24 protein-coding genes are annotated in these 25,660 nt (G+C 51.0%); 5 read left to right on the forward strand and 19 right to left on the reverse strand.

Features of this window, described 5'->3' with window-relative positions:
* Positions 1–85: 85 nt before the first annotated feature.
* The 3 genes from LDN30_RS14175 (at position 86) to LDN30_RS14185 (ending at position 2,561) form a co-directional block, all read left to right on the forward strand.
* Positions 86–1,138 carry a GNAT family N-acetyltransferase gene (locus tag LDN30_RS14175; protein WP_223928215.1) on the forward strand — a complete coding sequence of 351 codons (1,053 nt, stop codon included), beginning with the start codon at positions 86–88 and terminating at the stop codon, positions 1,136–1,138.
* A 28-nt stretch (positions 1,139–1,166) separates the two neighbouring features.
* Positions 1,167–1,892 (forward strand): nitroreductase family protein, encoded by a 726-nt coding sequence (locus LDN30_RS14180; RefSeq protein WP_223930001.1) that lies wholly within the window; start codon positions 1,167–1,169, stop codon positions 1,890–1,892.
* A gap of 102 nt (positions 1,893–1,994) precedes the next feature.
* Positions 1,995–2,561 carry a hypothetical protein gene (locus LDN30_RS14185; RefSeq protein ID WP_223930003.1) on the forward strand — a complete coding sequence of 189 codons (567 nt, stop codon included), beginning with the start codon at positions 1,995–1,997 and terminating at the stop codon, positions 2,559–2,561.
* Between the two features lie 427 nt (positions 2,562–2,988).
* On the opposite strand, the gene LDN30_RS14190 is transcribed toward LDN30_RS14185, so the two are convergent.
* Entirely contained in the window at positions 2,989–3,606 is a 618-nt protein-coding gene (locus LDN30_RS14190) for an HAD family hydrolase (protein ID WP_223928218.1), read from the reverse strand.
* A gap of 125 nt (positions 3,607–3,731) precedes the next feature.
* Here LDN30_RS14190 and LDN30_RS14195 point away from each other — a divergent pair, with 125 nt between their 5' ends.
* The gene (locus LDN30_RS14195) at positions 3,732–4,052 is read left to right on the forward strand and encodes a hypothetical protein (protein ID WP_223930004.1); all 321 of its coding nucleotides are present in this window, start codon (positions 3,732–3,734) and stop codon (positions 4,050–4,052) included.
* Positions 4,053–4,293: 241 nt separating this feature from the next.
* Here the strand turns inward: LDN30_RS14195 and nrdG are convergent, their stop codons facing one another.
* The 7 genes from nrdG to LDN30_RS14230 form a co-directional block, all read right to left on the reverse strand.
* Complete coding sequence (nrdG, locus tag LDN30_RS14200) at positions 4,294–4,764, reverse strand: anaerobic ribonucleoside-triphosphate reductase activating protein (protein WP_223930006.1); 471 nt, start codon at positions 4,762–4,764, stop codon at positions 4,294–4,296.
* 1 nt (position 4,765) lies between these two features.
* Positions 4,766–6,949 carry an anaerobic ribonucleoside-triphosphate reductase gene (gene nrdD / locus LDN30_RS14205; RefSeq protein WP_223930008.1) on the reverse strand — a complete coding sequence of 728 codons (2,184 nt, stop codon included), beginning with the start codon at positions 6,947–6,949 and terminating at the stop codon, positions 4,766–4,768.
* A gap of 291 nt (positions 6,950–7,240) precedes the next feature.
* Positions 7,241–7,657, reverse strand: coding sequence for a hypothetical protein (locus LDN30_RS14210; protein WP_223930010.1), 417 nt, complete (start codon positions 7,655–7,657; stop codon positions 7,241–7,243).
* A gap of 53 nt (positions 7,658–7,710) precedes the next feature.
* Positions 7,711–8,763 (reverse strand): glycosyltransferase family 2 protein, encoded by a 1,053-nt coding sequence (locus LDN30_RS14215; protein ID WP_223930012.1) that lies wholly within the window; start codon positions 8,761–8,763, stop codon positions 7,711–7,713.
* 135 nt (positions 8,764–8,898) lie between these two features.
* Complete coding sequence (gene mtaB / locus LDN30_RS14220) at positions 8,899–10,296, reverse strand: tRNA (N(6)-L-threonylcarbamoyladenosine(37)-C(2))-methylthiotransferase MtaB (protein ID WP_223930013.1); 1,398 nt, start codon at positions 10,294–10,296, stop codon at positions 8,899–8,901.
* Positions 10,297–10,366: 70 nt separating this feature from the next.
* Complete coding sequence (locus LDN30_RS14225; RefSeq protein ID WP_223930015.1) at positions 10,367–12,565, reverse strand: tetratricopeptide repeat protein; 2,199 nt, start codon at positions 12,563–12,565, stop codon at positions 10,367–10,369.
* Positions 12,562–13,518 carry an ABC transporter substrate-binding protein gene (locus tag LDN30_RS14230; RefSeq protein WP_223930017.1) on the reverse strand — a complete coding sequence of 319 codons (957 nt, stop codon included), beginning with the start codon at positions 13,516–13,518 and terminating at the stop codon, positions 12,562–12,564. Before LDN30_RS14230 ends, LDN30_RS14225 begins: the two co-directional genes overlap by 4 nt.
* 155 nt (positions 13,519–13,673) lie before the next feature.
* On the opposite strand from LDN30_RS14230, the gene LDN30_RS14235 reads away from it, so the two are divergent.
* On the forward strand, positions 13,674–14,165 hold the full coding sequence (locus tag LDN30_RS14235) for a methylglyoxal synthase (RefSeq protein ID WP_223928227.1): 492 nt from the start codon (positions 13,674–13,676) through the stop codon (positions 14,163–14,165).
* A 271-nt stretch (positions 14,166–14,436) separates the two neighbouring features.
* On the opposite strand, the gene LDN30_RS14240 is transcribed toward LDN30_RS14235, so the two are convergent.
* The 11 genes from LDN30_RS14240 to LDN30_RS14290 form a co-directional block, all read right to left on the reverse strand.
* Positions 14,437–15,558: a nucleotidyltransferase family protein gene (locus LDN30_RS14240; protein WP_223930019.1), complete on the reverse strand. Its 1,122-nt coding sequence runs from the start codon at positions 15,556–15,558 to the stop codon at positions 14,437–14,439.
* A gap of 43 nt (positions 15,559–15,601) precedes the next feature.
* A complete protein-coding gene (locus tag LDN30_RS14245) occupies positions 15,602–16,135 on the reverse strand; it encodes a 5-formyltetrahydrofolate cyclo-ligase (RefSeq protein ID WP_306421528.1) in 534 nt (177 codons plus the stop codon).
* 138 nt (positions 16,136–16,273) lie between these two features.
* On the reverse strand, positions 16,274–17,914 hold the full coding sequence (locus LDN30_RS14250) for a S41 family peptidase (protein WP_223930021.1): 1,641 nt from the start codon (positions 17,912–17,914) through the stop codon (positions 16,274–16,276).
* The gene (locus tag LDN30_RS14255) at positions 17,898–18,395 is read right to left on the reverse strand and encodes a dCMP deaminase family protein (protein ID WP_223928230.1); all 498 of its coding nucleotides are present in this window, start codon (positions 18,393–18,395) and stop codon (positions 17,898–17,900) included. The genes LDN30_RS14250 and LDN30_RS14255 overlap by 17 nt, the downstream gene beginning before the upstream one ends.
* 55 nt (positions 18,396–18,450) lie before the next feature.
* Positions 18,451–20,544 (reverse strand): M3 family metallopeptidase, encoded by a 2,094-nt coding sequence (locus LDN30_RS14260; protein WP_223930023.1) that lies wholly within the window; start codon positions 20,542–20,544, stop codon positions 18,451–18,453.
* A gap of 70 nt (positions 20,545–20,614) precedes the next feature.
* A complete protein-coding gene (locus tag LDN30_RS14265; RefSeq protein ID WP_223930025.1) occupies positions 20,615–21,292 on the reverse strand; it encodes a Crp/Fnr family transcriptional regulator in 678 nt (225 codons plus the stop codon).
* Positions 21,293–21,419: 127 nt separating this feature from the next.
* Positions 21,420–22,442: an FAD:protein FMN transferase gene (locus LDN30_RS14270; RefSeq protein ID WP_223928233.1), complete on the reverse strand. Its 1,023-nt coding sequence runs from the start codon at positions 22,440–22,442 to the stop codon at positions 21,420–21,422.
* A 147-nt stretch (positions 22,443–22,589) separates the two neighbouring features.
* Entirely contained in the window at positions 22,590–23,294 is a 705-nt protein-coding gene (locus LDN30_RS14275) for a DUF6048 family protein (protein ID WP_223928234.1), read from the reverse strand.
* Positions 23,248–23,721 (reverse strand): DUF6452 family protein, encoded by a 474-nt coding sequence (locus LDN30_RS14280; protein WP_223930027.1) that lies wholly within the window; start codon positions 23,719–23,721, stop codon positions 23,248–23,250. The genes LDN30_RS14275 and LDN30_RS14280 overlap by 47 nt, the downstream gene beginning before the upstream one ends.
* Positions 23,718–24,677 (reverse strand): glycosyltransferase family 2 protein, encoded by a 960-nt coding sequence (locus LDN30_RS14285; protein WP_223928236.1) that lies wholly within the window; start codon positions 24,675–24,677, stop codon positions 23,718–23,720. Before LDN30_RS14285 ends, LDN30_RS14280 begins: the two co-directional genes overlap by 4 nt.
* Before the next feature lie 13 nt (positions 24,678–24,690).
* On the reverse strand, positions 24,691–25,209 hold the full coding sequence (locus tag LDN30_RS14290; protein WP_223928237.1) for a DUF4199 domain-containing protein: 519 nt from the start codon (positions 25,207–25,209) through the stop codon (positions 24,691–24,693).
* Between the last annotated feature and the right edge of the window lie 451 nt (positions 25,210–25,660).

Raw genomic sequence — 25,660 nt, forward strand, 5'->3', positions numbered from 1 at the left:
AATGGCAAAATAGTTTTGGCAAATGAAAACAAAATCGTACTTTTGCACGTCAATTATTATTTTCAGAAAAACGGGAAGGCGACAAATGACAATAATAAGAAGGATCCGTGAGACCGACAACAGGCGCATAGCCGAGATTATCCGCTGCGTGTTCGACGAGTTCGACATGCCGAAAACACACACCGTCTACGACGATCCCGACACCGACCGCCAGTATGAGCTGTTCCGCGACGAGCCATTGTCGGTGCTATGGGTGGCCGAGGCCGACGGCAAGGTGATAGGAACGTGCGGAGTGTATCCCACAGCCGGACTGCCAAAGGGATGGTGCGAGATTGTTAAGTTCTATGTTGACTCTAACGCACGCGGTAAAAGCATTGGCAATCAGCTATTTGCGAAGGCTCTTTCAAGTGCCCGTTATCTCGGTTATACCACAGCCTACCTCGAGACTTTCCCCCAGTTCGGCGGTGCGGTGAGGATGTATGAGCGTTATGGTTTTGAGGCTTTAGACCATCAGATTGGCAACTCCGGCCATACAGCCACAAGCATCTGGATGACCAAAAAGCTCTGCGAGGCTGACTTCGCCGATGCCGACATGGAATGGGAGGTGCTCTCGACGCAGAATATCATCCACCGACCACATCTCGACGCTTACTGTGAGCGGGTGAAACTGCCGAACGGAAAGATATACGACGAGTTCTATCATCTGCATTTCGCACCCGTTGTTTGCATCGTTGCCGAGACTCCCGACGGCAAGCTGATCATGGAACGGCAGTACCGCCACGCTGTCAGGGAGGTGCTCACCGAGATTCCTGCAGGAATCGTTGAGGACGGCGAGGACCCGCTGACTGCCGCCAAGAGGGAGCTCAGCGAGGAGACCGGCTATGGCTCCGACGACTGGCAGCCGCTGTCGGTGGAATATGCTCAGGGCGGTGTGCAGGACAATAAGATGTACAGTTTCCTCGCTCGCAACGCCATTCCCGTCGGCGACCGCCATCTTGACAGCACCGAGGACATCAGCGTTCACCTCATCGACAAAGAGGAGGTGTTAGGAATGCTCGTCCGCGGCGACATCAGTCAGGCACCGCTGTCGCCGGCGCTGTGGAAGTATTTTGCGCTCTACACCGACTTACTGAGATAAACAAGACATTAAAGAATAATATATAGCTATGACTTTAGAACAGATTTTGGAGCATCGCCGTGCGGTGCGCAAGTATGATAAGGACAAGGAGTTAGACACAGAGAAGGTAAAGGAGTGCATCCGACTGGCCACTCTCGCCCCCACGAGCTCGAATATGCAACTCTGGGAGGCCTATCACGTCACCGACCCCGACAAGCTACGGCTGATGGCTGAGGCCTGTCTCGGTCAGGGCAGCGCCCGCAGCTGCAAGCAGATGGTCGTATTCGTCACGCGGCAGGACAAGTGGAAGGCTCATGCCAAGGCAGTTCTCGAAGCCAATATCGCGGAGATTCAAAGGAACAGTCCTGAAGACCGTAAGGCCCACCGCATAGACTTGCAGAAGAAGTACTATGCCAAGCTCATGCCACTGTCATATAAGCGGTGTTTCGGGTTGTTGGGACTGGTAAGGAAAATCGTGGCACAGACTGTCGGACTCTTCCGTGCCATACCCCGCCAGGTTACTGAGGCCGACATGCGGACGGTGGTTCACAAGAGCTGCGCGCTCGCCGTTCAGACGTTCATGCTTTCCATGAGCGAACAGGGCTATGACACCTGTCCCTTAGAGGGTTTCGACAGTTTGCGCGTGAAGCGCGCCCTCGGTCTGCCCCAAGATTGCGGCATCAACATGGTCATCACCTGCGGGGTGCGCACGGAGGGCGGTGTCAGAGGTGAGCGCTACCGTCTGCCGTTCGACGAGTTCTACCATCAGGTATGACAGCTACCGCATTGACAGCTGTGTTTGGCACATATCTTGCTGATGACTGACATTGGTAATCAAACAATAGATTTCACGAAACAAGAAGAAAGGAAAACGAAAATGGAGAAGAACAGTCAGACAGCTCCAACGAACAAGACCAAAGAGTATGAGCGCCTGTTCCATGCCGACCTCCACAACTACCTGACGAGCATCGGACTCGTCGACAAGCACTTCCCTGAGGCTCCCGATATCGAGGAGCGGTGGGCGAAAATCGGCGAGAGCTATATGCCCGACGGCATACGGGAGTTCAACGGCTATCCCACAGCAGCCCTCGGATGGATGATGTATGTCGGTATGGCTGTGGCCAAATACTGGGACCTCGACTGGGACCTCTACGGAAAAGTCGACGACCTCTACAGATACCTGCGCGACCGAATAGGGTATGACGACATGGACACTTACATCAGCGAGAAGGTGCTGCTGCTCGACGAGAAGGGTGTCGGCGACCTCAGAAAGGTCATCGGCGAGTGCGCCTCACGAACCTACAACACCCTGTTGCACCTCGGAGCGGAGCCCGGTTCTGCCGACGCGTTCTATGCTTTCATTGCCGCACTGCACATCATGTACCTCATGGGGAGCGCCATGCAACTGAAGGCTATGGGCTATCACATGACTAAGATTCAGTGATAGAGGAGGGCGGAAACAGAGGGCAAAGTTGTAAAAATAATTCAAACAAAAGCACTATATAATCCCTTCTCTGTTACCCATTGATAATCAGCGACTTACAAAACGGCCCGTTTTGCATTCTAAAACAGGCCGTTTCATCGTCTAAAACGGTCCGTTTCAGAAGCCGAAACGGACCGTTTTGCATTTCCATACTGACTACTGAAAACAGCACTGTAAGAAAAACGGAGAATTCAACCCTGCTGTAAATAAGAATGACAGGATTTCTTTATTACGGAAAAGTTGCAGTATCTTTGTATCCGACAAAATACTAAGCTAATGAAGCGACTTGCATGTCATATATCGAAATCCACAATAGAGGAACTGCGTTCCGTTCCCTGGCCCGGCGACGGGAGAGCGAAAGCCGCAGCACAGACGATGAAACGACGGGTCAGAAGAGCTGGAGCCAGTCGTCGAAGTGTTCGTTTCGGAATACAGTCCAGCCCACCGTCTGCCGTGCCGAGGCACAGTTGTCGGGGAGATCGTCTATATATAATGTGTCGGCGGGATTGATACCTGTCTGTCTGACGACTTCCTTGTAAATCTCAGGGTCGGGCTTCTCGAGGTGCATCCGCTGCGAAAGGAACAGCCTGTCGAAATAATCGTCGACGCCATGACCATCGTAGGGGAATAGATTAGCGACACAATAGTCCCAATGGATATCAATGGTGTTGCTGAGAAGGAATACCTTCTTGCCCTCTTTCCGCAGACGGAGGAGTATCTCCTTCTTCCTGTCGGGAATTTCGACGAGCATCGCGTTGGCGGCATCGACTATCTGACGGTCGGTGATGGGCAGTCCCGACAGGGATCGAATCGCATTGCAAAACTGTGAAGTACTGATGAGACCAAGCCCAAGATTGTGCATAAGTTCATGACCTTCAGGATGTTTCGCTGCATCGAGAAACTCGCCGAGACCAAGGGCAGCGAAGGCTTTCATGCATCCGTCGCTATCGAGACGCACAAGGACATCACCTAAGTCGAAAATAATATTGCTGTATTCTTTATTCATAACGATATGTTCTTTCCGACATCAAAGGTATAAAGAAAAACTGAAATAGTACATCACAAATTGCATTTTCCTGCATCATGGCTGGAAAGGAAACTTATAACTCATTATCACATAGGGCATTAACAATGACAAAGATTATAATCGTAAACCGACATCTCTTCCGTGGTGGATATTATGCAATAACGCTCTTCGGAGTGGTCTTTGCCCGTCGGGAGCTCACAGCAAAGGAAATTAATCATGAGCGCATCCATGCCGCCCAGCAGCGCGAACTGCTCTATCTGCCGTTCTTCGTCTGGTATCTCGTGGAATGGCTTTTCCACCTCGCGAAATTCCGCCGGTGGACAACAGCCTACTACCATGTCAGATTCGAGAGGGAGGCCTACGAACACGAGAGCGACCTGCATTATCTTGAGTCCCGGCACCACTATAACTTCTTACGGAGTTAGTTTAAGACATCCAAAGGCCAATCAATTGAATCACAATATATTGGGAGTAATTATTCGATTATATCTTTAATTGCTTTCAACGATATATTTTCCATATCGAGAATGTAAAAAAAGATACTCTAAACGACTGATCTCCACCTTGAAACCTATCGTTTAGAGTATCTTTATTATAAGCTTGTAGATAGCAATCTATAGCTTTGATGGCGTATTTTTGGCGTTTAAAGCGTAGTATAATCGGCGTTTACCGTTTCCAGAATCTCGCAGTGATATCCTCGAACGAGCCGTCGGGCCTTCGCCGAAACATCCGTTGGTTTGTCGATGGCGACTTCAGCGGTCCGAGATGGCGGATGTACGGTCCCACCTTTATATAGTCGAAATTCTGTCGGTCGACATCCGGCGACACCACCGTCCGCCCCGTATACCACGCCGTTTTAAGGTTGGGATAGTGGGTATGGACATACAGCGCCAGACGGTCGACGGCTGACGGGTCGTTGTCGCCACCCATAAAACTGACGCAGGTGATGGCGTTGGCCCCATCGGAGGCAATGAGCATATCGAGAGCCTCGACCGTAAGAGGTTGTCCGGTGTCGGTCCAGAGATACTGACTGTGGCAGCCCGGACAATGACACGGACAGAGCGACAAGTTGATGGCCAACGTTGTCTCGTCGGGAACCTCCTGAAAAACGATGTCAGTATTTACGTATTTTAGCATATCACTTCACCGTTACCGTCTTCGGCTTAGCCATTTCGGCCGCCTTAGCCTCTGCCTTGTCGAGGTCGTCCTGCGTTGTGCCGACGGTGTACTTCTCCTTTGTAGCGTAATAACGGCGGTGAGCTTCCTCCTGACGGGCCATGGAGAAATTGCTGACACGCTTGAGATAGCCGATGACACGGGTAAGGTAGTCGACATTCTTAGAGTGGCATACAGGGCACTCATGGAGATAGCGCTTGTCGATATGGCCACAATCGTTGCATACGGTGTTGGGGATGTTGAAGGTGAAGTAGTTGCATCCTTCCTGAGCAGCCACCCTAAGGAGCTGCCGGTACTGCGCCTTCGAGAGGTGTTCCTCAAGATTCATGTGCAGGGCCGAGCCGCCGGTGAGATGTTCGATATACGGTGCGCCATGCAACTTGAACTTATCAAGGATTGTAAGTGAGTCATCCTCAACAACATAGAAGTATGAGTTATAGCAGTCACGAGGTACAAAATATCCATCCTCACGGTCCCATTTGGCATGCTTGACACCCACATTTTCGGCGGGAATCATCTCACAGTTGAACATCACATCCTTAGTACGGTAAGCCTTATTGTATTTCTCAACAAGACCGAGCACGCCTTGGACGAAGTGGAGATAGTCGTCGTTAGGAGTAATCTTCAGCCCCATGAACTCGGCAGCCTCAACGAGTCCGTTAATCCCGATGGTGAGATACTGACGGCTCATGTTTATGTATCCGGCATCGAAAAGGGGGAGCATGTGGTTCTTCTGCAACTGCTTCAGATTCTCGTTGTACGCAAGTTGCACTTTATGACAGAGGTCGATGACTCCGGAGAGATACTCCTTATAGTCAAGTTTATGGTTTACAGCATATTGTATGCATCTGTTCAAGTTTATGGTGAGCACCGATTTCGAGCCTGTCGACACGCCACCGGCACCGAGGGTATAGCTGAATCCATTGTCCTGAATCTCGTTGCGCAAGCGGCAGCATGACGACAGCGAATCGGCATTATCGCTCATATAGGTGAAGAATGAATGGCCCTCGGAGTACATCTCGGCGGCAAAGTCGCCCCATTCCTTGTCCTTGCAGTCGCCGTTCTCGGTGAGCAAGGCCATCGTCTCCACCGGGAAGGTGAGCACGGTGCGGGTGCGTTCCTTATTAAACCACTTCATGAAACGCTTCTGAAGCCAGTTCAGTCCGTCCCAGTCAGGACGCGTTCCGTCGGGGAAGAAGAAATTGCCGAAGAGGCTTTCGAAGTAGTATTTGTCGTAGTATGATATGTTCCAGAACACTGCCTGGAAGTTACGGGCACCCGTCGGCTGGTTGAGCGAGTAGACGATTTGCTCAAAATAGTCGGTGATAACCTTGTCGAGTGTGCGGTGACGCAGGCTGAGATCGACAACTTCATCGGGGTGTTTCCAGTAGTCTTTGCCGTATTCCTTCTCTATGAAGTAGTTCATGTACATGAGAAACTCCGGTGTTGCGCAAGCACCGGCGAGCATAGAGCTGACTATAAAGACCATATTGATAAATCCGCCGCAGAACGACTTGAGGTTCGTTGGGGCCGTAGAATTGCCGCCGATCGACGTAGTGCCGCCGATAAGCCACGGATACATGGTGATGGAAGCACAGTAGTTGGCAAGGTTTGTCTCGTCGTTCTTATATATAAAATGGTGGTTGAGCTTGTCGAGATACTCGTCGGCGAGGGCCTTGCCGTACATCTTCTTTATGCGCTCGGTGAGCAGACGGCGGTTCAGACGGATAAAACCGCGCTTTGGCAGTTCGCCGATGAGCGTCGCAATGTTCTTATGCTCCACATTGGCATTGGCATCGAACTTCGATCCTGTGGCCGCATTGTCGGCATCCATATAATCGGTGAGGAACTTCATCTGTTGCACAGCCTCGCGGTCTTCGGTATGTTCCTGACGGTAAATGATGAAACTTTTGGCCACCTTATAGTATCCCTCACGCATCAGTGCCTCCTCAACCTCATTCTGGATATCCTCAACGGTGATGTCGTTATGGATATTAAGATGAGACAGGATTTTGGAGATGGCTCCGAGGTCGGCAGGCTGTTTCACACTGTCGAACGCCTTGAGGATAGCGTTCATAATCTTGTCGAGAGAGAATTGCTCTCTCGATCCATCGCGCTTGGTAATGGTGAAGTTCTTGATTTCCATGTTAGTTTTAAGTTATTTTTTTTTGCGACTAATTCCGATAAAAGATATTACGAGTTGTACGTTTTGGACAACTTTATTTATTTTTTAATCGGAAAAGTTTTCCATTTCGTTCTACTTTCTCGCTGCAAAGATATATAAAAATCCATTACGTTGATACAGAAAATGGATATTTTTTTTGTTAATTTTCGGTAAGGTAGAGTAGCGGTCACACCATAAATTATTGGCTGCCACGATGTAACGAGTCAGCAGTTAAAGTAAGTCAACATAAGTATGCGGAGTCGCATAGGGCACTTACTTAGTATCGCTCACCATAAGCCAGACAATCTTATCGGGAAACCGCAGTTGAACGCGGTCGCCTTCTTTTGCGAGGATGTAGCCCCGTTCACCGGGTTTTACTACATACACGCGTCCTTCATTTATCTGACGGAGTAACGACGTGTCGCGCCGTGCAGTATTGAGATTACGCGGCAGCACGTCGAGAAGGTCGGGGTCGGTGGAGCCCAGGCACGTGCATGTGACTGTGAAGTGCGTCTGTCCTGGGATTGTATCGACGGGCTCGGTGGCCGGAGCCTTAGTCCCCGAGGGAACGTTCATCTCCACCTTGCTGACGGGAGGTGCCGGAGCCGGTACCGGCTGCTCCTTTTTCTGTCCGCAAGCGGAAAGGACTGACGCAACCAAAAGGACTATATATAAATAATGTATCTTCATGTGACTTTGATTATATCGTATTTACTTAATATTCAATGGATGCCCACAGCAGTCTACTCCGGCAACTGCGAATAGCGGTGATGGCCGCGGAGATAATATTCTTTGAGGATACTGAAACTGCGACGGCCGTCGGGAAGAAAGGTCATACCGAGCTCCGAAGCCTCAGTATGCGACTTCTCGATATCCTTCTTTAATTTTGCCCTGTCTGCATCGAAATTCTTCCGCCACTTCTTAAACGCCTTTCGTGCTTGAAATATAGCACGGAAATCAGCCAAGTTATGGTTGATGAGGAGAGTCTCGAAAGCTGCGAGATAATCGAGGAACCATCTCACCCTCATCACCTTCTTCAACTCGTTGTCGGGCAGATTCTTATAGAGCATTGTCAGATTGTTGCGGAAATTGAGGAATGTCTTCTTCGAATTCGTCTTTGGCAGGGTTCCGCCGCCGAGATGATACACCTCACTTTCGGGGAAACAATATATGCGTTTGCCCATCTGATGGAGTCGCCAGCAGAGGTCAATCTCCTCGTTGTGAGCGAAGAAACGTCCGTCGAGGCCTCCCGCTTTCCAGTAGTCGGACGACCGTATGAGCAGACAAGCCCCTGTGGCCCATAGCACTTCCTGAGCATTATTGTACTGTCCGTTATCGTCCTCGACAGTATCGAAGATGCGTCCGCGGCAGAAAGGATAGCCATAGCGGTCGATATAACCACCCGATGCACCGGCATATTCAAAGGCATCGTTGTCGGTCATAGACAGCAATTTCGGCTGACAAGCCGCAATCTCGGGATGAACATCCATCTCCTCAACGAGTGACGTGAGCCAGTGGTGGGTGACCTTCACGTCGGAGTTCAGCAGGACGTAGTAGTCGGCGTCCACTTGCCGGAGTGCCTTGTTGTAGCCCTCAGCAAATCCAAAGTTATGGTCGAGAACCAGGATCCTGACCATAGGATAATTCTTCTTCAGCCATTCTACGGAGTCATCGGTGGAAGCATTGTCAGCAACGAAGATCTGCGCCTCGTCGCGACTGTACTCTATCACGTTGGGCAGGTACTTCTCAAGCATCTTCCTTCCGTTCCAATTGAGAATCACTATTGCTGTTTTCATTGTGAAGAGAAATATATTTTTCTTTAATTATCTGACCATCAAGCCGTTTCACCGGCATTTAATGATTTTGTCCCTTAACCATCAGAACCGTTAAATCGGCATTGAAAGGGCCCAAGATCATTGAAGACCAAGCCATTATAGCGGCATTGAAGGTTCTATATTCTTGACCATCAGAGCCGTTCCATCAGCATTGAAACCGCCGAGTTCAACCTCTGCGATGGTATTGTCGTAATCGTCGTGCACCTTGTCGGCGGGGAGTTCTACACGTATGTAGTTGCGTGTAAACCCGTGAACGGCATGTCCTTCTTGTGCTCTCTCGAAGAGAACCTCGGCCTTACGGCCTATATGTTGGGCGTAGAAATCGTGTGTTTTCTCGTCCGACAGCTCTATGAGCTTACGGGCTCTGCGTTTCCGTTCCGCCATATCGACAACATAAGGAATGCGCAGAGCCGCCGTTCCCGGTCGCTCACTATATGGGAAGACGTGGAGTTTGGTCACCGGCAGAGCAGCAAGGAAATCGTATGTCTGCTGGAAATGCTCCGGATGCTCACCCCGGCAGCCCACCATTACATCGACACCAATAAAGGCATCGGGCATCACCTCTTTTATATAGTTCACCTTATGGGCGAAGAGTGCGGCGTCGTAGCGCCTGTGCATAAGTTTCAGAACGGTGTCAGAACCGCTCTGAAGCGGTATGTGAAAATGGGGCATGAAAGCCCGACTGTGCGCACAATAATCGATAAGCTCATCAGAGAGCAGGTCAGGCTCGATACTCGAGATTCGATATCGTTCTATTCCTTCAACGCCGTCGAGGGCTTTTACGAGGTCGATGAACGTCTCATGGGTCGTCTCACCGAAATCACCAATATTCACTCCTGTGATGACAATCTCCTTTCCGCCTTCAGCAGCGGCCTTACGGGCTTGATCGACGAGGGTGCTGATGGGCGGGTTACGCGACAATCCGCGGGCGTAGGGGATGGTACAGTAAGTACAGAAGTAGCTGCATCCGTCCTGAACCTTCAGAAAATAGCGCGTGCGGTTGCCCCGTGCGCACGACGGCTGGAACGTCCGAATCATTCCAACGGGCTTCTTGGCATCGTCCGTTTGACCTGCAAAAACATTCTCTATCTCAGCCCCGTGACTGAAAACCTCAGGATTTACCAATTCCTCCTTCATCGCCTCGACGACTCTTTCGACAAGATTAACCTTCTCGTTGGAGCCGAGGACGAGGCTCACACCCGGCATCGCAGCAATATCCTTGGCTTCGAGCTGAGCGTAGCATCCGGTGACAACTACAAAGGCACCGGGGTTCTCACGCACCATTCTGTGGATTATCTGACGGCACTTGTGATTGGCCTCACCCGTGACCGAGCAGGTATTAATGAGACAGATGTCGGCTTTTTCACCCTCAGCGGCATCGGTGACGCCGAGGTTCATGAAGCCACTTCTGAAGGAACTCGTCTCCGAGAAGTTGAGTTTGCATCCGAGTGTATAATAGCGAGCGGTCTTACCGCCTAATAATCTATCTTCCAATGTATTATATTTTTTATTTAAAGTATCGCCTTATTGTACTATAGAGCCCTGCTGAAGGCTCTGCCATCTGTCAGTTGCCGTTGAAAACGACGAGCTCAGCCATAAGATTCCTATCCTCAACGCCAATGTTATAGATTTCGAGCATGAAGGCATCAATATCGAAAACATCCCTGATATCCTTGTCGGGAGCCATTTCGAGAAACTTTCGGAAGGCTTTCCGTGCTTCACCGAAATGTTCCTCCGCCCACAGCGAATAGCCGAAATTAAGATAATCCTCGGCTACGATGGTTCCGCCATCAATCCCGCTGTCGTCGTCAGATGTCAGTCGACGGTATATAGTTTCGGCCTCGGCGGCCTCATGCTGTTGCATCATGAGCCACGCTTTTGCCCTCAGCACGTCACGGTCATTAGGATAACGATAGTCGGCCTCATAGATAACTTTTGCGGCATCGCTTGTTCTATCTAATTCCATAAGAGCCAATGCTCTATGGACGAGATACGACTTATTGCCGGGTTCAAGCTCCAGCAGTTTGCCGTAGACTTGCTCAGCGACATCGAGCTCAGAGCTTGCCGTTGCCGCACGAGCCAGTCCCTTGAGGGCGATCTCACTGTCGGGCGACTTCTGGAGTGCTGACTGATAGAGTCTTATGGCCTTCGACGGGTTTTTGAAATGCATCTCCACACTCGCCGAGAGCAACATAAAAGTGAATGTCGCTGACTGCGTGGAGTTGAAGCATGGCAGCAGAGAGCGCAGCTCGTTGAACCTTTTATGGTCGTGGAGGAATACGGCGAGTGCCGGAAAATGTTTCTGTACAGGTGTGCCATAGAATATTGCCGACGTGAAAAATAAGAAATTTTCGTCGTCGAAGATTCTAACGAGGTCGTGTCGTTGTGGATACAGCCGGAAGAATCGGTATAGATCCTGCAAATACAAGCGGCGGATAAAAGCCGGAGAGTCTTCGTCCGACTTCTCCAATCCTGTACCGACGACTCCTCCGGCACTAAGAGCCTCGCGCATATTCGCCGGAATCGAGTTGAAGACGTGACTAAAAGCGAAGACCATAGAGTACTTATCGGAGTTGCAGAAGGGTGTGTGCGCAAAAATGCTCTCGAGCATATCACTCATCTCTTTCTGCTGCATAGCTCTCATAACGTCGGGTTGCTCGAAGCTGAAGGGCAGGAACCAGTTGGCGGCAGCATTGAAAAACGAGAACCTTTTCATGTGTGAGAATCCACCAAAATAGATATCTGTACCGTTCTTCTGCATATCGGCAACCTTACGAACGGTATCCTCCACTTTCTCGGCATCCTCATCATCGGCTTCAGGATTGAGGATATCGCGCATCTTGTCGTCGGGTTTCTCTTCAATGATTCCCAAGCCATTGATACGGAAGCGCATATTATCCTTCAGCGTCGGCATTATCTCGTCGACAATCTTCAGGTTGTCCTTCTCGGTGTTGACACAGAAAATAAGCTGCTTTTGCAGTTCGAGGAGCTCACGCGACGCACCCGGCAATAGCGTTATCTCAGCTACATCTTCCCTCAAATCGGGATAAATATTAAGCACATCATCATTCCTCCACGAGAACACGAAAGCCACGAGGGCCCGCTGCCGCAGGGTTTCATCGGCAGCGTCCTTGTAAACGGCCATCGTCGTCTTGAACTTATTGACATCGAACTGATTCATGGCACTGATCATGATTGCCGACATTATCAGTTCCCTGTCAGCAATATCGATTGTCGGCGACAGCAACAGCGACGTCCAGAAGTTGCGGTCGCCGTCGCTCCACTGGCACGATACAATTATGGAAGCGAAGAGACGCTCGATGAACGACTGATGACGGGCGACGATATCCTCTTTTTTCTGACCGTTGTCGTCGTCGCCACCGAGGGAGAGCATGGCCATATCTGACACGTAAGTCTCAAGAACCGTACGCACGAACGACGGCGACATATTAATATGTGCGGCCTTGCTGAACTGAGAGATATAGAATCCCACATTCTTGCAACGCCATGATATGTCGAGATCGGCTGCCACACGGTAGGTCCGGCACAGGAGATTCTCGTAGAGGTCCATGCGCTGAGAGTCGTCGGCATCGTTGTCCATATAGTGGAGCATCATCCTGAAGGCATTGTCAATCTCCTCAACCTCAGACCTGTCGACAAGACTTGGGTGCTCGGCGAAGATTGGCTTCAACTTGTCTAAAGCCTCCGACAGTCTGCTATGCAGGACATCGGAGATAATGTCATGAATGGTATCCTGTATCATTGTATCTTCACTCTTGGTGTATGTTTCTGGAATGTTATCTTCTCGGCTGCGAGGATATCGGCACGTGCCGCGCCGCCTGTAGAGGGGAATGTCACCTTTGGCAGTCGGCTGATGGTCTTGTCGTCGACACCCATATACTTCTTTATCAGAGCCTTATAGTATTTAAGTCCATGTGTATTGATGAGCTTCACAGCCTTGTCGTAGGCGGTCTTCACGGCCTCGAGTTGCCGTTCGCGCTGGCTCGCATCATCGTTGATGGTCGGTAGAAAGACTATGACTCCGAAGTTGCGGCCCTCATCATCGCTCTTGGCCAGTGCCACATTGCCAGCGCCTAAGGCTGCCGTGGCCTGTGGCTCGGGGAGCCAAGCGGCATCCATCTCATCGTTGAGAATCATCTGCTTGCGCAGGTTGACATCATTAATCTGAACAGAAAAGATGATGTCATCAGTCTTGGCACGCTTCCGCGCTATCGTTGTCAGCCAGTCAGTAGCCGAGAATCGCGACATCGCAACCATGTGATTTGCAAGGCTTTTCAGTGATGTTATCTTGTTGTGCTTATCGCCGACGAGAGTCCACTGGAGCGGAGTGACGGCTATGGCGCGCATCTGCACCCTATGAGTCCGACGGAGTTCGACGGCGCGCACGAGCTCAGTAGCTCCGGCCTGCACACTGCCACCTACGAATGCCGTATCAATGTCGATATGAGCATTGAACGGTTTGAGCCGCAAGTCGACTTTAGTACTGTCGTAGAGCATGCTGTCCTTCATGAGGAAGAACGGCAGACAGTCGAGGGTGGGGGTCACAGCCACCTTGAATGCAGCCTGTTCCTCGGCACGTGCCTTGGCCTGAGCAGCCCGCCGCGCGGCCTTATTTTCGCCGCCGCCCTTACCACATGAGCTCATGAAGAGGGCTGCGCTACCGAGGAGAATTATTATTAATGAACGAATATTCATACAGTCACAATTTTCTACAAAGTTACATATTTCTTTTGTAACTGCCAAATTAAATGTAACGAAATAACAATAAGAAAGAAAAAGGATTGGCATGGTAATTGCTGTTAAGACAATGTAGACAAAATGTGACATATTTTCACTAAAAAGGATAGATTATGAAAGAGATTTTAAACATTGCGCTCGTAGCGCACGACTCCCGCAAGAAGGAGCTGATTGACTGGGTGAGATACAATTCGAGTTTGCTCTCGAAACATAACCTCTATGCCACGGGAACCACCGGCAAGCTGATTAGTGAACTTTCCATAGCCACTGAGGGTGAGGACGGCAAGGAGACTCTCGCCACACCTTTCAAAGGCAAGGTGACACGACTGCTGTCGGGACCTCTCGGCGGTGACCAGCAGATAGGTGCAATGATTGCCGAGGGAAAGATTGACATGCTAATATTCTTCTGCGACAACCTCGCCGTACAAGGCCATCAGAATGATGTTTCAGCACTGAGCCGGCTGGCATCGCTCTACAATATCGCTTACGCCACCGACCGCACGACGGCCGATATGCTGCTGACATCGACCCTCCTTGGCGATGAGACTTATCAGCGCATAATACCGGACTGCATTCAGAAGTATGCTGAGAGGAAACTGCAATAAGTTCCTCCATTAGGGATTATAACGGTGAAAGACGAGGACAATAAACTGCAACAGGGGGAAACTAATGTAAAAATAATTCAAACATTACACAATCTTGTCGCGTCCTCGTAATCATCTGAATAACAACCAATTACAATACATGCCATTTTGCGTTCCAAAACGGCCTGTTTTGAAGCGCAAAACGGTTCATTTCAGCTTGCGAAATGGACCGTTTTAGACGACAAAATGGCATATATGGGAACGGGTGTAAATATTTTTCTGAATAGAAAACCTAATCTGCAACAATTCTATTAATATGATAACGGTAGAAGAAATGCCACCAAAGAATCCATGAGATGTGGGCAAAGACAGTGTATTGTGGGAACTCGAAAGCAAAGCGCATATTCTTCACAATACTATAAAATGCATTAAGAATGGGATTATCTGATTCCATTCCGGCGAACCTCTCGTCGAATTTGCCGAAGTTACCGCCCTTCATCACCTCACGGAGAATCATCTTTCCGACTCTCTTATCAGATGCCATCGGCAGTAACGAGGGTGAAAGTCCGAGGACATCGGAGAGAATGAACATCAGTCCGCGGGCAAACTTCTCCATTCCGAGCCGTCGGACTACAGCTGCATACTCTCGTTTCTCATCTTCGGTTATTCCCCGTTTCAAGAGATAGTAGTAGTCGATGACATGGCGGAGGCCGATACCCTCGGAGAGAAAATGCTTAAAGACATGCGACAACTGGAAGATGCGGTTGAAGGAGTCGGTAGGGACACAAATCCGTCCGAGATTATCGGGGAGACTGACAATGTTAACCACTTGATTGGCAGCCTCCTGCTCGAAGAACTTCTGAAGTCGGGCATTGTAGATGAAATTCTCCGTGAACGACGGGCGGAAATGCATCTCCACGGGTGTCGAGCCGTCGTCGGTGAGCTCAGCATGATGATATTGGAGTTTACAATTGGGATCGATGCGCCGGCAGAGTCTCATAATATCCTCAACGGTCTCGCCATCGTTGGGTACAATCCACTGATCGATGTCGCCGGAGGCGCGCATGTAGGGGTCAGGATACATAAGAGCGTTGCCCTGACCTTTGAGGATACAACTGCGGTGGCCGTAGCGACGATAGACAAATTCGGTGACCCTGAAAGCATCGGCATAGGCCTCCTTATTGCTTTCCACTATCATGGCATTCTCCGTTCCAATCTGTGCAAGCACCTGAGGAGTGGGGTGGGGATCGTTCCTCTTCAACCTTTTGATGCCATGAAACAGCACCCCTACAATGCCCTGTTTATGCCCCAAATCGTAGAGCCGCTGCCAGTTGATGGCTGAGGCCGACGACGGCAGTGGGGCATCGTCGTCAAGACAGAATCGAAGGAAATCGAAGAATACTGAGTTGTCCATTATCGTGGTTGAGAAATCGGTGGGTTTGCAGGAGAATAATGTTCTATATAATAATGTCCATTTTCACGTCGTTGTCGTCGACGGGGACAGTCGGAAACTTCTGGAACGGGAAGCACACACCTATTTTATATGCATCGGGGACAAGAGCGAGAAACCGGTCGTAGTAGCCTTTGCCACGTCCGAGGCGGTTGCCGTCGGCATCAAAAGCCATACCGGGAACCACTACGACATCAATAGACTGATAATCGGTGAAGGGAGTCCCTACCGGCTCCATGATGTTCAGCGACCCACGGCGCAAGTCTTCGGGACCGTTGTACCGACGGATTTCCATCTCCGAATCGCTGACGACGACGGGCAGGAGCACTTCCTTTCCCTCGGCCACAAGTTCATCGACGGCATCGTGAGTGAATACTTCATCGTCGAGGGAATAATACAGAAGTATTGTCCTTGCGCTCTTCACCTCAGGCAGTGCCAAGAGTCGGGCTATGACATCGTCCGACATGTCGCGGAGTTCCTTGGCTGAGAAGGTTTTCTTCAAGGCTCTTACCTGCTTTCGCAATGATTTCTTGTCCATCATTTCCTATTATTGTCGTTTTTTTGTCGTGGCTATAGAAACTATAGAAAACTATGAAACTATAGATGCTATAGAAGCTATAGAATCTACAACAAAGCTACAGAGGCCGCAGATGCGCAAGCAACCGCAGCCTCCATAAGTCTATCTCTTTTGCTGCGCCGGTGCAGGCCGCTTAGGGAAAGCCCCTGTCTTGAACACTCTGATAGCGGCGAGCACAGTCGGGTCATTGGCGTTGATATATTCGTTCCAAGCCTGCTCATCGAGGAGATTATAGATTATCCTTCCGTCGAGGAACTGCTCGAGCAGACTATGCGATTTCATTATCATCAGATTGCGGCGGCGCATGCCGTTGTTGGCGGCAAAATCGGCGAACTTCTCCACGAGATTCTGTTTCTTCAGATAATCGGCGAGAGGCTGCATCTCGGTAAACTCCTTCAGATTCTGCCGGTTCTGGTCGGTGTAGGTGAAGGCATACTGGAGCATGAGTCCGCTCATGAGAGCCTGCTTATAATAAGATGTGAAATTCGTTGTATCCTCAGGGACGAACACGTCGGGCATGATGCCGCCACCGCCATAGACAGTGCGGCCGAGGACGGTGTGATAAGCCGGTCCCGACTGCTTGATGCTGTCCTGCGAGAAGAACTCTCCATGCTGGTATCTGTTCAGCAAGTCGGCCTCATAATCGGCGTCATCACCGGGCTGATAAGGTTTCTGAATGCAGCGGCCCGAAGGAGTATAGTAGCGGGCTACGGTGAGCCGGATCATACTACCGTCGGGGAATCCAATCTGCTGCTGTACAAGGCCCTTACCGAAGGATCGGCGCCCGACAATAGTGGCACGGTCGTTGTCCTGCATGGCTCCGGAGAATATCTCTGACGATGATGCCGACCCCTCGTTGATGAGCACGACGAGCGGCAGATTCTGGAAGTTGCCGCGACCGTCACTCTTATAGTCGGTGCGCGGACTCTTACGGCCCTGCGTATAGACGATAAGACGGTCCTTGGGCAGAAACTCGTTGGCCATATTGACCGCAGCCTGCAGATAGCCGCCGCCGTTGTCGCGGAGGTCGATGACGAGACCTTTCATGCCCTGAGCATTGAGTTGGGCGAGCGACGAGAGCATCTCGGTGTAAGTAGCCTCACCGAAACTCTTGATGCGCATGTACCCGATGGTATCGTTGAGCATGTAAGTGGCTGTGATACTCTTAGTTACGATGTTGTCGCGGGTGATAGTGAAATTCTTCATTCCCCCTTCACCGTACCGCATTACGCCGACGCTGACTTTCGTTCCCTTCGGACCCATAAGGCGGTGGGCAGCCTCCTCGTTGGTAACCTGAGTGCCGACGAAAGGCTTGCCGTCGATGGCCACAATCTTGTCGCCGGCCAAGAGTCCGGCTTTCTCGGCGGGACCATTCTTGATTACGTTCTGCACCTGTATAGTGTCCTGCCGGATAACGAATTCGATGCCGATACCCGAGAACGAACTCTTGAGGTCGTTGTTGGCAGTCTCGACATCCTTGGCGCTGATATACACCGAGTGAGGATCGAGTTCGGCAAGAATCTGCGGAATGGCTTTCTCGACGAGGTCGTTGATATTGACGGAATCAACATACTGGTCGTCGATGATATGCAGTAGATTGCTCAACCGGCTGCTGCCGTTGTTGATGATGTTCAGACGGTTGCCCGAGAAATGGTTGGCGTAGAACGAGCCGATAAAGATACCGACTATGACGCACACCGCCATAATGAGGGGCATAAACCGCTTGTTATTTCTGTTGTTCATTGTCATCATTGTCATTGATGTTTTCGTCGGGATTGAGGTAAACAGTTTCGATCTTCGCTCTCTTGAGGAGGTCGATACCATCGGAGAGCCGATACTTCTCGCCGTAGACGACACGCTTGATACCGGCCTGGATAATGAGCTTGGCGCACTCTATACACGGCGATGCAGTGACGTAGAGCGTGGAGCCGTCGGAGTTGTTGCCGCTCCTGGCGAGTTTCGTTATGGCATTGGCCTCGGCATGGAGGACATAGGGCTTGGTGACGTTATTCTCATCCTCGCAGACATTCTCAAAACCGCTCGGAGTACCATTGTAGCCGTCGGAGATAATCATCTTGTCCTTGACGACGAGGGCACCCACCTTCCGCCTAACGCAGTAGCTGTTCTCAGCCCATATACGGGCCATGCGCAGATAGCGGTAGTCGAGGAGGAGCTGCTTGTGCTCCCTGTGCTTCTTCTCGTCATTTGAACCTTGAGTATTCATCAGCTTAAAAATTTATTATCTGTTCCAATACAGCCCGGAATCGTCTCCATCCGGATTATTTATCGTCACCTTTCTTAATGCCGTCGCGTTCGAGGAGGGCGTCGATGGTTGGTTCCTGACCGCGGAAACGCTTGTAGAGAACCATCGGATGCTCGGTACCGCCACGCGAGAGGATATTGTCGCGGAACGACTGTGCCGTCTTACGGTCGAAGATTCCGTTCTTCTTGAACACGCTGAAGACATCGGCATCGAGCACCTCAGCCCACTTATAGCTGTAGTAGCCTGCTGCGTAGCCTCCCGCCATGATGTGGGAGAACTGGGTCGTCATGCAGGTATCGGGCAACTGCTTGGTAATGATGGCCTTAGCCCATGCTTTCTTCTCAAATTCCATGAGATTGGCAGTGAACGGCTCTGTGAGCGTATAGTAGGCCATATCGAGCAGACCGAAGCTCACCTGCCTCAGACATGCCGACGCAGCATTAAAGTTGCGGCTGGCCACAACCTTGTCGATAAGCTCGTCGGGCATCGGCTCACCGGTTTTATAATGGAAAGCAAAAGTATGGAGGAAGTCCTTTTCGACGGCGTAGTTCTCCATAAACTGCGACGGCATCTCAACGAAATCCCACCAAACGTTTGTTCCCGAAAGACTCTCAAAGCGGGTGTTGGCGAACATGCCGTGGAGCGAATGTCCGAACTCGTGGAGGAAGGTCTCGACCTCACTGAGGTTGAGCAGTGCCGGCTTGTCGGCTGTCGGCCGCGAGAGATTCATCACAAGGCTGACATGTGGCCGCACATTAGTACCGTCGCGCTCTATCCACTGGCCCTGATACTCGGTCATCCAAGCACCGTCCTGCTTACCCTTACGCGGATGGAAATCGACGTAGAGGAGGGCGAGATAGGAGCCGTCGGTATCCGACACCTCATAAGTGCGGACATCGGGATTATACACCGGAATATCGTTCCTTTCCTTGAACGTAATGCCGTAAAGTCGTGTGGCTAAGCCGAATACACCTTTTATAACATTACTCACCTCAAGATAGGGGCGGAGCATCTCAGGGTCGAGGTCGAACCTTTCGAGTTTCAGCTTGTGCGAATAATACGAGCTGTCCCACGGCATCACCTCAAAGTCGTCGCCCTCGAGTTTTCTGGCCAGCGCCTGGATGTCGGCCTGCTCCTTCAAGGCTGTGGGCTTATAGTTTTCGATGAGGTCGTCGAGGAGTTTGTAAACATTCTTCACGTTCGACGCCATACGGTATTTCATCACGTAGTCGGCATAAGTCTTGTAGCCCAAGAGCTGAGCCATCTCCCTGCGGAGGTTGATGAGCCGCTTGCAGACCTCGATATTGCTGTTGCCATTGTCGTGGGTGCCCTGAGTGGCCCGCGCCATGTACATCTTCTTGCGGAGGTCGCGCTGCGATGAATACATCATGAATGGCACGTAGCTCGGAGCGTCGAGGGTGAACACCCATCCTTTCTCACCCCGTTCACGCGCCGTCTCAGCAGCCGTTTCACGGACGGAATCGGGTAGTCCGTCGAGTTGGGCCTCGTCGGTGATATTGAGTTCGAAAGCCTTGTTCTCCTTCAAAAGATTCTGCGAGAAGGTGAGACTCAGCCTGCCGGCCTCCTCCGTGAGCTCCCGCAGCCGTTGCTTGCCCTTCTCATCAAGGAGGGCACCGCTGCGCACGAAACCGTCGTAGCTCTTCTCCAAGAGCATACTCTCCTCGGGGGTGAGCTCGCGGTGATGGTCGTGGACATACTTAATGCGGGCGAAGAGCTTGGGGTTCAGACTGACGTCGTTGGCATGGCGCGTGAGAATTGGACTCATCTTCTGAGCCAGAGCCTCGAGGTCGTCGTTGCTCTCAGCACTGAGCAGATTGAAGAATACCGTCGTCACGCGGTCGAGGAGATCGTAGTAGTGCTTACGGCCCTTTACCTCGTCCTCGGGGATAATCGTATTCTCGAATGTGGGCTCATCGGGATTATTAACAATGCGGTCGATACTCTCGTTGTCGCGGCGGATGCCTTCCATCATCGCCTCCTCATAATCGGCAAGCTCAATCCTGTCGAAGGGGACAGCATCGTGGGGAGTGCCGTAGGGATGGAGGAACGGATTTATATGATTCTTTGCTTTCTCTATATTTTTATCCATGATACTCATATTTTGTACAAAGTTAATATAAAAAAAGCAACTGGGGTCACCAATTGCTTACTTTTAACGTTTAATCGTCATCTTTTAACTGTAAAAGGGCATCGAGCCGCGGAATTTCAATCCTCTCACGGCCCAAGACAATCAATCCGGAGCGTTGCCAGGAGTTGAGCTGTCGCGAAACTTTGATGCGGCTCTCATGGACCTCATCGGCTAAAACCTGCATCTTGATGCGGACAACCTTACGTCCGGCAGGATAGAGACAGTGGATGCGGAAGAAGCACTGCATGCGATGGAGGATAGTATCGGGGTACCGCTGCCACACGGTGGCCTCAAGTTTCTGAGCGTTGGTGGCCAGACGGTTCATGATGTTGATGCGGACGATAAAGTACTTGTCGGCCAATTGGAGGACATCCGGCTTCGAGAGCATCAGCAGACTGCAATTGGTCAGCGACCGAATCTCACCGCTGTGGGTCTGCTCGAAACCGAACAGACGGTCGAGGCCCAACATCAGAGGACCATTGAGTTCCTCCATGACGCTGTAGCTGCCGTCGGCCGCACGGTGGCTGACCATCACTGAACCTCGGAGGACAAAGATTAGATGAGATGCCGGCGCACCCTCAGCGACAATAGTTTCATCGCGGCCGCGTTTGATGAAATTGAACTTCGAATGGGCCACAACATCACTTAAATCATCGTAGCTAAGTCCTTGGAGTAAAGGGAGGTTAAGTAATTTATCGTATAGTGTCATTTTAGCTTTCTAAATTGATATTCAGAAGTCTAAATCGCATTATCGTCAGCGCCACGTGGCACCGCTATGGCAGCAGCTATCGTTCTCGCACCGACAAATGCCGAACCCCGGCACCCGCCGACAGCTATCACTGGCCATCGGCAATCTTATCCTTGAGTGCCGGCGAGAACCACACGTTCATCTTTCCGTTCTTATCCGAGTAGATGAAGTAGGCCATAAGTTCGGGATGACGGCTGAGCACTTCCTTGGCTTTCTCCACACCGAGCACCATGAACGAGGTGGCATAGGCATCGGCTGTGGCGCAGTCGGAGGCGATGACCGTCGACGACAGAAGGCTGTGCTGAACAGGGTAGCCGGTATGAGGATCAATGGTGTGGGCCAACTTCCGGCCACCGTCGATATAGAAGTTGCGATAGTTGCCGCTCGTGGCCATGGCCTTGTCGGTAACGTTGAGGATGGTTTGCAGTTCCTGGTTGTCCTGGAGGCTGTCGTCGGTGGGTTTCGTCACCCCAATCTTCCACGGAAGTTGCTTCTCGTTTTGTCCGCTCGTAACAACTTCACCGCCAATCTCGATCATGAAATTCTTAATGCCCTTCGACCTCAGATAGCGTGCCACGACATCACAACCATAACCCTTGGCGATGGCTGAGCAGTCGAGTTGGATGCGGGGATCAGACTTCACGACATGGCCGTCGCGCAAGCTAACCTTATGGAATCCCACAAACCGCATGAGGCTGTCGACGCTCTCCTTGTCGGGACGATGAAACTGCTTAGTGCCAAAGCCCCACATATTAACTAACGGAGCAACGGTGATATCGAAAGCGCCACCGGTCTCTGACGACACTTTAGCAGCAAGATTGAAAACCTCAGTGAACATCTCGTCGACCTTAGGATTCTCATTGCGGTTGACTTTCGAAATGATAGAAGTCTTATTGAACGGCGATAGCGAGTTGTCGACCTTCTGCAGTTCAGCCTCGATGTCCTGCTTAATGTCGCTATCATACTGATATGTAATGTTGTAGACCGTTCCGAACACCATTCCCTCGTCATGCTGATAGGGCATCGAACGGTGCTGCATAATAATCAGAACCGTCGCTATGATGAGGAAAGCGAGGAAAGCTGTCTGCCAAACTATTTTCTTCTTTGTCATTGTCGTCCGTTGTTTTTACGTATTGCTACAGAATTTATTTCTATCCCGCGTCGCTAAAATTCAAGCGTTGCGGCCAAATGTATTCAGTGTTCCCGCGTCGCTAAAATTCAAGCGTTGCGGCCAAATGTATTCAGTGTTCCCGCGTCGCTAAAATTCAAACATCACATTGAACATTGCGCCTATCCTCGACGAGCCTTTCTTGCCGTAACCGGGAACATAATACGGTTCGCCGGCATCGGGAATCTTCTGATGCAGCCGTGCCCTGTAGCGCACCGACCATCCGAGATGGATAAACTTCCACAGTGTGGCATCGATACCGGCCACAGCCTCGAACCATCCGTAGGAGCATTTCTGGTCGGTAGCCTCGTAGGTGTCCTTAGTCCTCCACACGGGGTCGTCGATGACCAACGGGCCAATGTCATAATTAAAAGATGTGTAGCCGTAGCGCGCTCCCACGAGAACCCTATAGAGGTCGTGCTTATTCTTCATGACGTTGAAGTCGATACCCACACGGCCGAAGGGGGCTCCGGTCTTATAGCGAATGCCCGTGGCATCGTCGGTTTTGTCGGCCGAGCCATATCCCACCTCGACAGTAGGGAAGTAGCGGTCCTTGAGGTTGCCGCGAACGATAAGCTCATACTGTCCGTAGTCGCCGACGGCCCTCATCACCGGACCTACGAGGTCGGTGCCCACAGCCACACCCCTGAAGAGGGGTATCGAGTCCTCCAGGGCCTTCTCCTCTGCCGTGCGCTGCCGCTTATGGAAACCATAGCGCTGCGCCAGCGTCTCCGTAGGAAGGAGCATGCTAATGGCTATGCAGACGAAGAATAAGATGTTGAATCGTTTGGTCATTGTTGACGTGGGTACTATTGATGATTATCGAGTCGATGACGTTGTGAGTTGTCGTCACCGACTGTATCTCGTGCCAGAACTGCGGTGAGCAGTCGACACTCTCGAAATGCGGTGTGTTCGTCTTAGCCACAGTCACCGTGTCGGCAACGGTCGACCCATCCTCCGGTGTGAAAGCGAAGATGTAGGAGTCGGCATCGCTGCCGTAGCTCATCGGCAACGACAGTGCCGTGACGGCCACACCGTTGGTGTAGAGGGCTGTGTCGGCACCGTTGACGATGGTGTAGACCGACAGCGTGTCGCTCTTCACCGTGTCGGGAACAGCCACATTCATTGCCACGACATTATCGATAGAGCAGTCGAGGCTCGTGCAGGCGGCCATCAGCATTATTCCGGCGATTGCCGACAGGACTATGGTCAGCAGTTTCATTTCTCTATCCTCAACAATTTCTCTATCTGATAGTCGTTGCGCTGCGGACTCGTCCGACTGATGAGATCACCGAGGAATCCGGCAAGGAAGAGCTGCAGACCCATGAGCATTCCGGTGAGGAAGATGAAGAACCAAGCCGAATCGGCCAATGGCCCGTATACGCCATTCGACAGGTCAACGACTTTCTCGATGCCCATAATCAGGAGAGCCAAGAAGCTGATGAAGAACATTATAGAGCCGAGAAATCCGAAGACGTGCATCGGTTTCTTGCCGTAGTGGGAGAGGAACCATAGCGTCAGCAGGTCGAGATAGCCGTTGAAGAAGCGGTTGATGCCGAATTTGGAGTGGCCATACTTGCGGGCCTGATGGTGGACGACTTTCTCGCCAATCTTGTCGAAACCGGCATTCTTGGCCAGATAGGGGATATAGCGGTGCATCTCGCCGTAGACCTCAATATTCTTAACCACCTCACTGCGATAGGCTTTCAGTCCGCAGTTGAAGTCGTGGAGGTTGTGCACACCAGATATCTTCCGCGCCGTGGCATTGAAGAGTTTCGTAGGAATGGTCTTCGACAACGGGTCGTAGCGTTTCTTCTTCCATCCCGAAACAAGGTCATAGCCCTCCTCGGTAATCATACGGTAGAGCTCGGGGATCTCGTCAGGAGAGTCCTGGAGGTCGGCATCCATGGTGATAACGACATTGCCCTGGGCGGCCTTGAAACCACAATAGAGGGCAGGGCTCTTGCCGTAGTTGCGACGGAACTTTATTCCCTTGACGCAAGGATTCTTCTTCGACAGTTCCTCAATGACATTCCATGAGCCGTCGGTAGAACCGTCGTTGACAAATATTATCTCGTAAGTGAAATTATGCTCCGTCATGACACGCTGTATCCAGTCGTGTAGCTCGCGGAGACTTTCTTCCTCATTATAGAGGGGGATGACTACTGATATATCCATTTACTATATAAAGTTATTTCTTCATAATGGCGGCGATGATAATGCTCCCGATTCCTCCGGCTATGCAAGCCATGATGAAGGAGTAGGAGGCCAGCGTCAGCGGCGAGAACATCTGCGCCAAAGCATCGTCAACCTGCTGCTGCGACAGTCCGTAGACCTTCAGCACCGGCTGCATCTCCGGCATCGACATCATGGCACGATAGGCACCAAGCAGCCGTCCGCCGTCGAGAAACTGCATGTAGAGCCATTGGCAAACGGCAAAGAAGAATCCTCCGCCAAGGAACACACGCAGGCAATAGGCAATAGCCATGGCGAACGTCATGTGGTCACCACGGGCTTCAACGCGGAATTTCCTGACCCTATAAGCCACAAAGAACGGCACCGCCAAGACAATGAGATTGCCTATAGCGCCTAAGAACGAGCCGCCAGCACCGATAACAGCACAGGCAAAACTCGCTGTCAGGAGTATACCGAGATATATGCTGTCGTAGCGCGCATAAGCACGCATCTGTATAATTTCTTCGAGTTGCATCTGTCAATTCAGTTTTTTCCGACTGCAAAATTAATAATTTATCTACAAACGACACAGATTCTTCATCGATTTTTTCATTCGGAAAGCGAAAGAATTGTATGGTGGTGACGAGACGAAAGCCGGACAAGTGCAAGGAGACCATCCGCAAACATCAGATATTTTATTACAATGGACGTTTGCTGGGTAAGGGTAGGCAGGGGGAGAGCTGTTAGCAAGCGTCTGACATGCAGCAATGACTATTAATAGGATAACGCATTGATAATTAAAACGTTGCAGCCATCCATCGTTTCCTCTGGCTGCCTATAGCTCCCTATGATTACCTATATAGAGGTGGGGGTTATCCCTGCCCTAACTGCAGCAGACGAGAATAAAATAGATGCCCCGCAACCAATAGGACGGGGATAAGCCCCGCCCTACGTTGGATGAGTACTGCAAGCGTCTAATTATCAAT

The organism is Prevotella lacticifex (genome assembly GCF_019973375.1).
Lineage (GTDB): Bacteria > Bacteroidota > Bacteroidia > Bacteroidales > Bacteroidaceae > Prevotella > Prevotella lacticifex.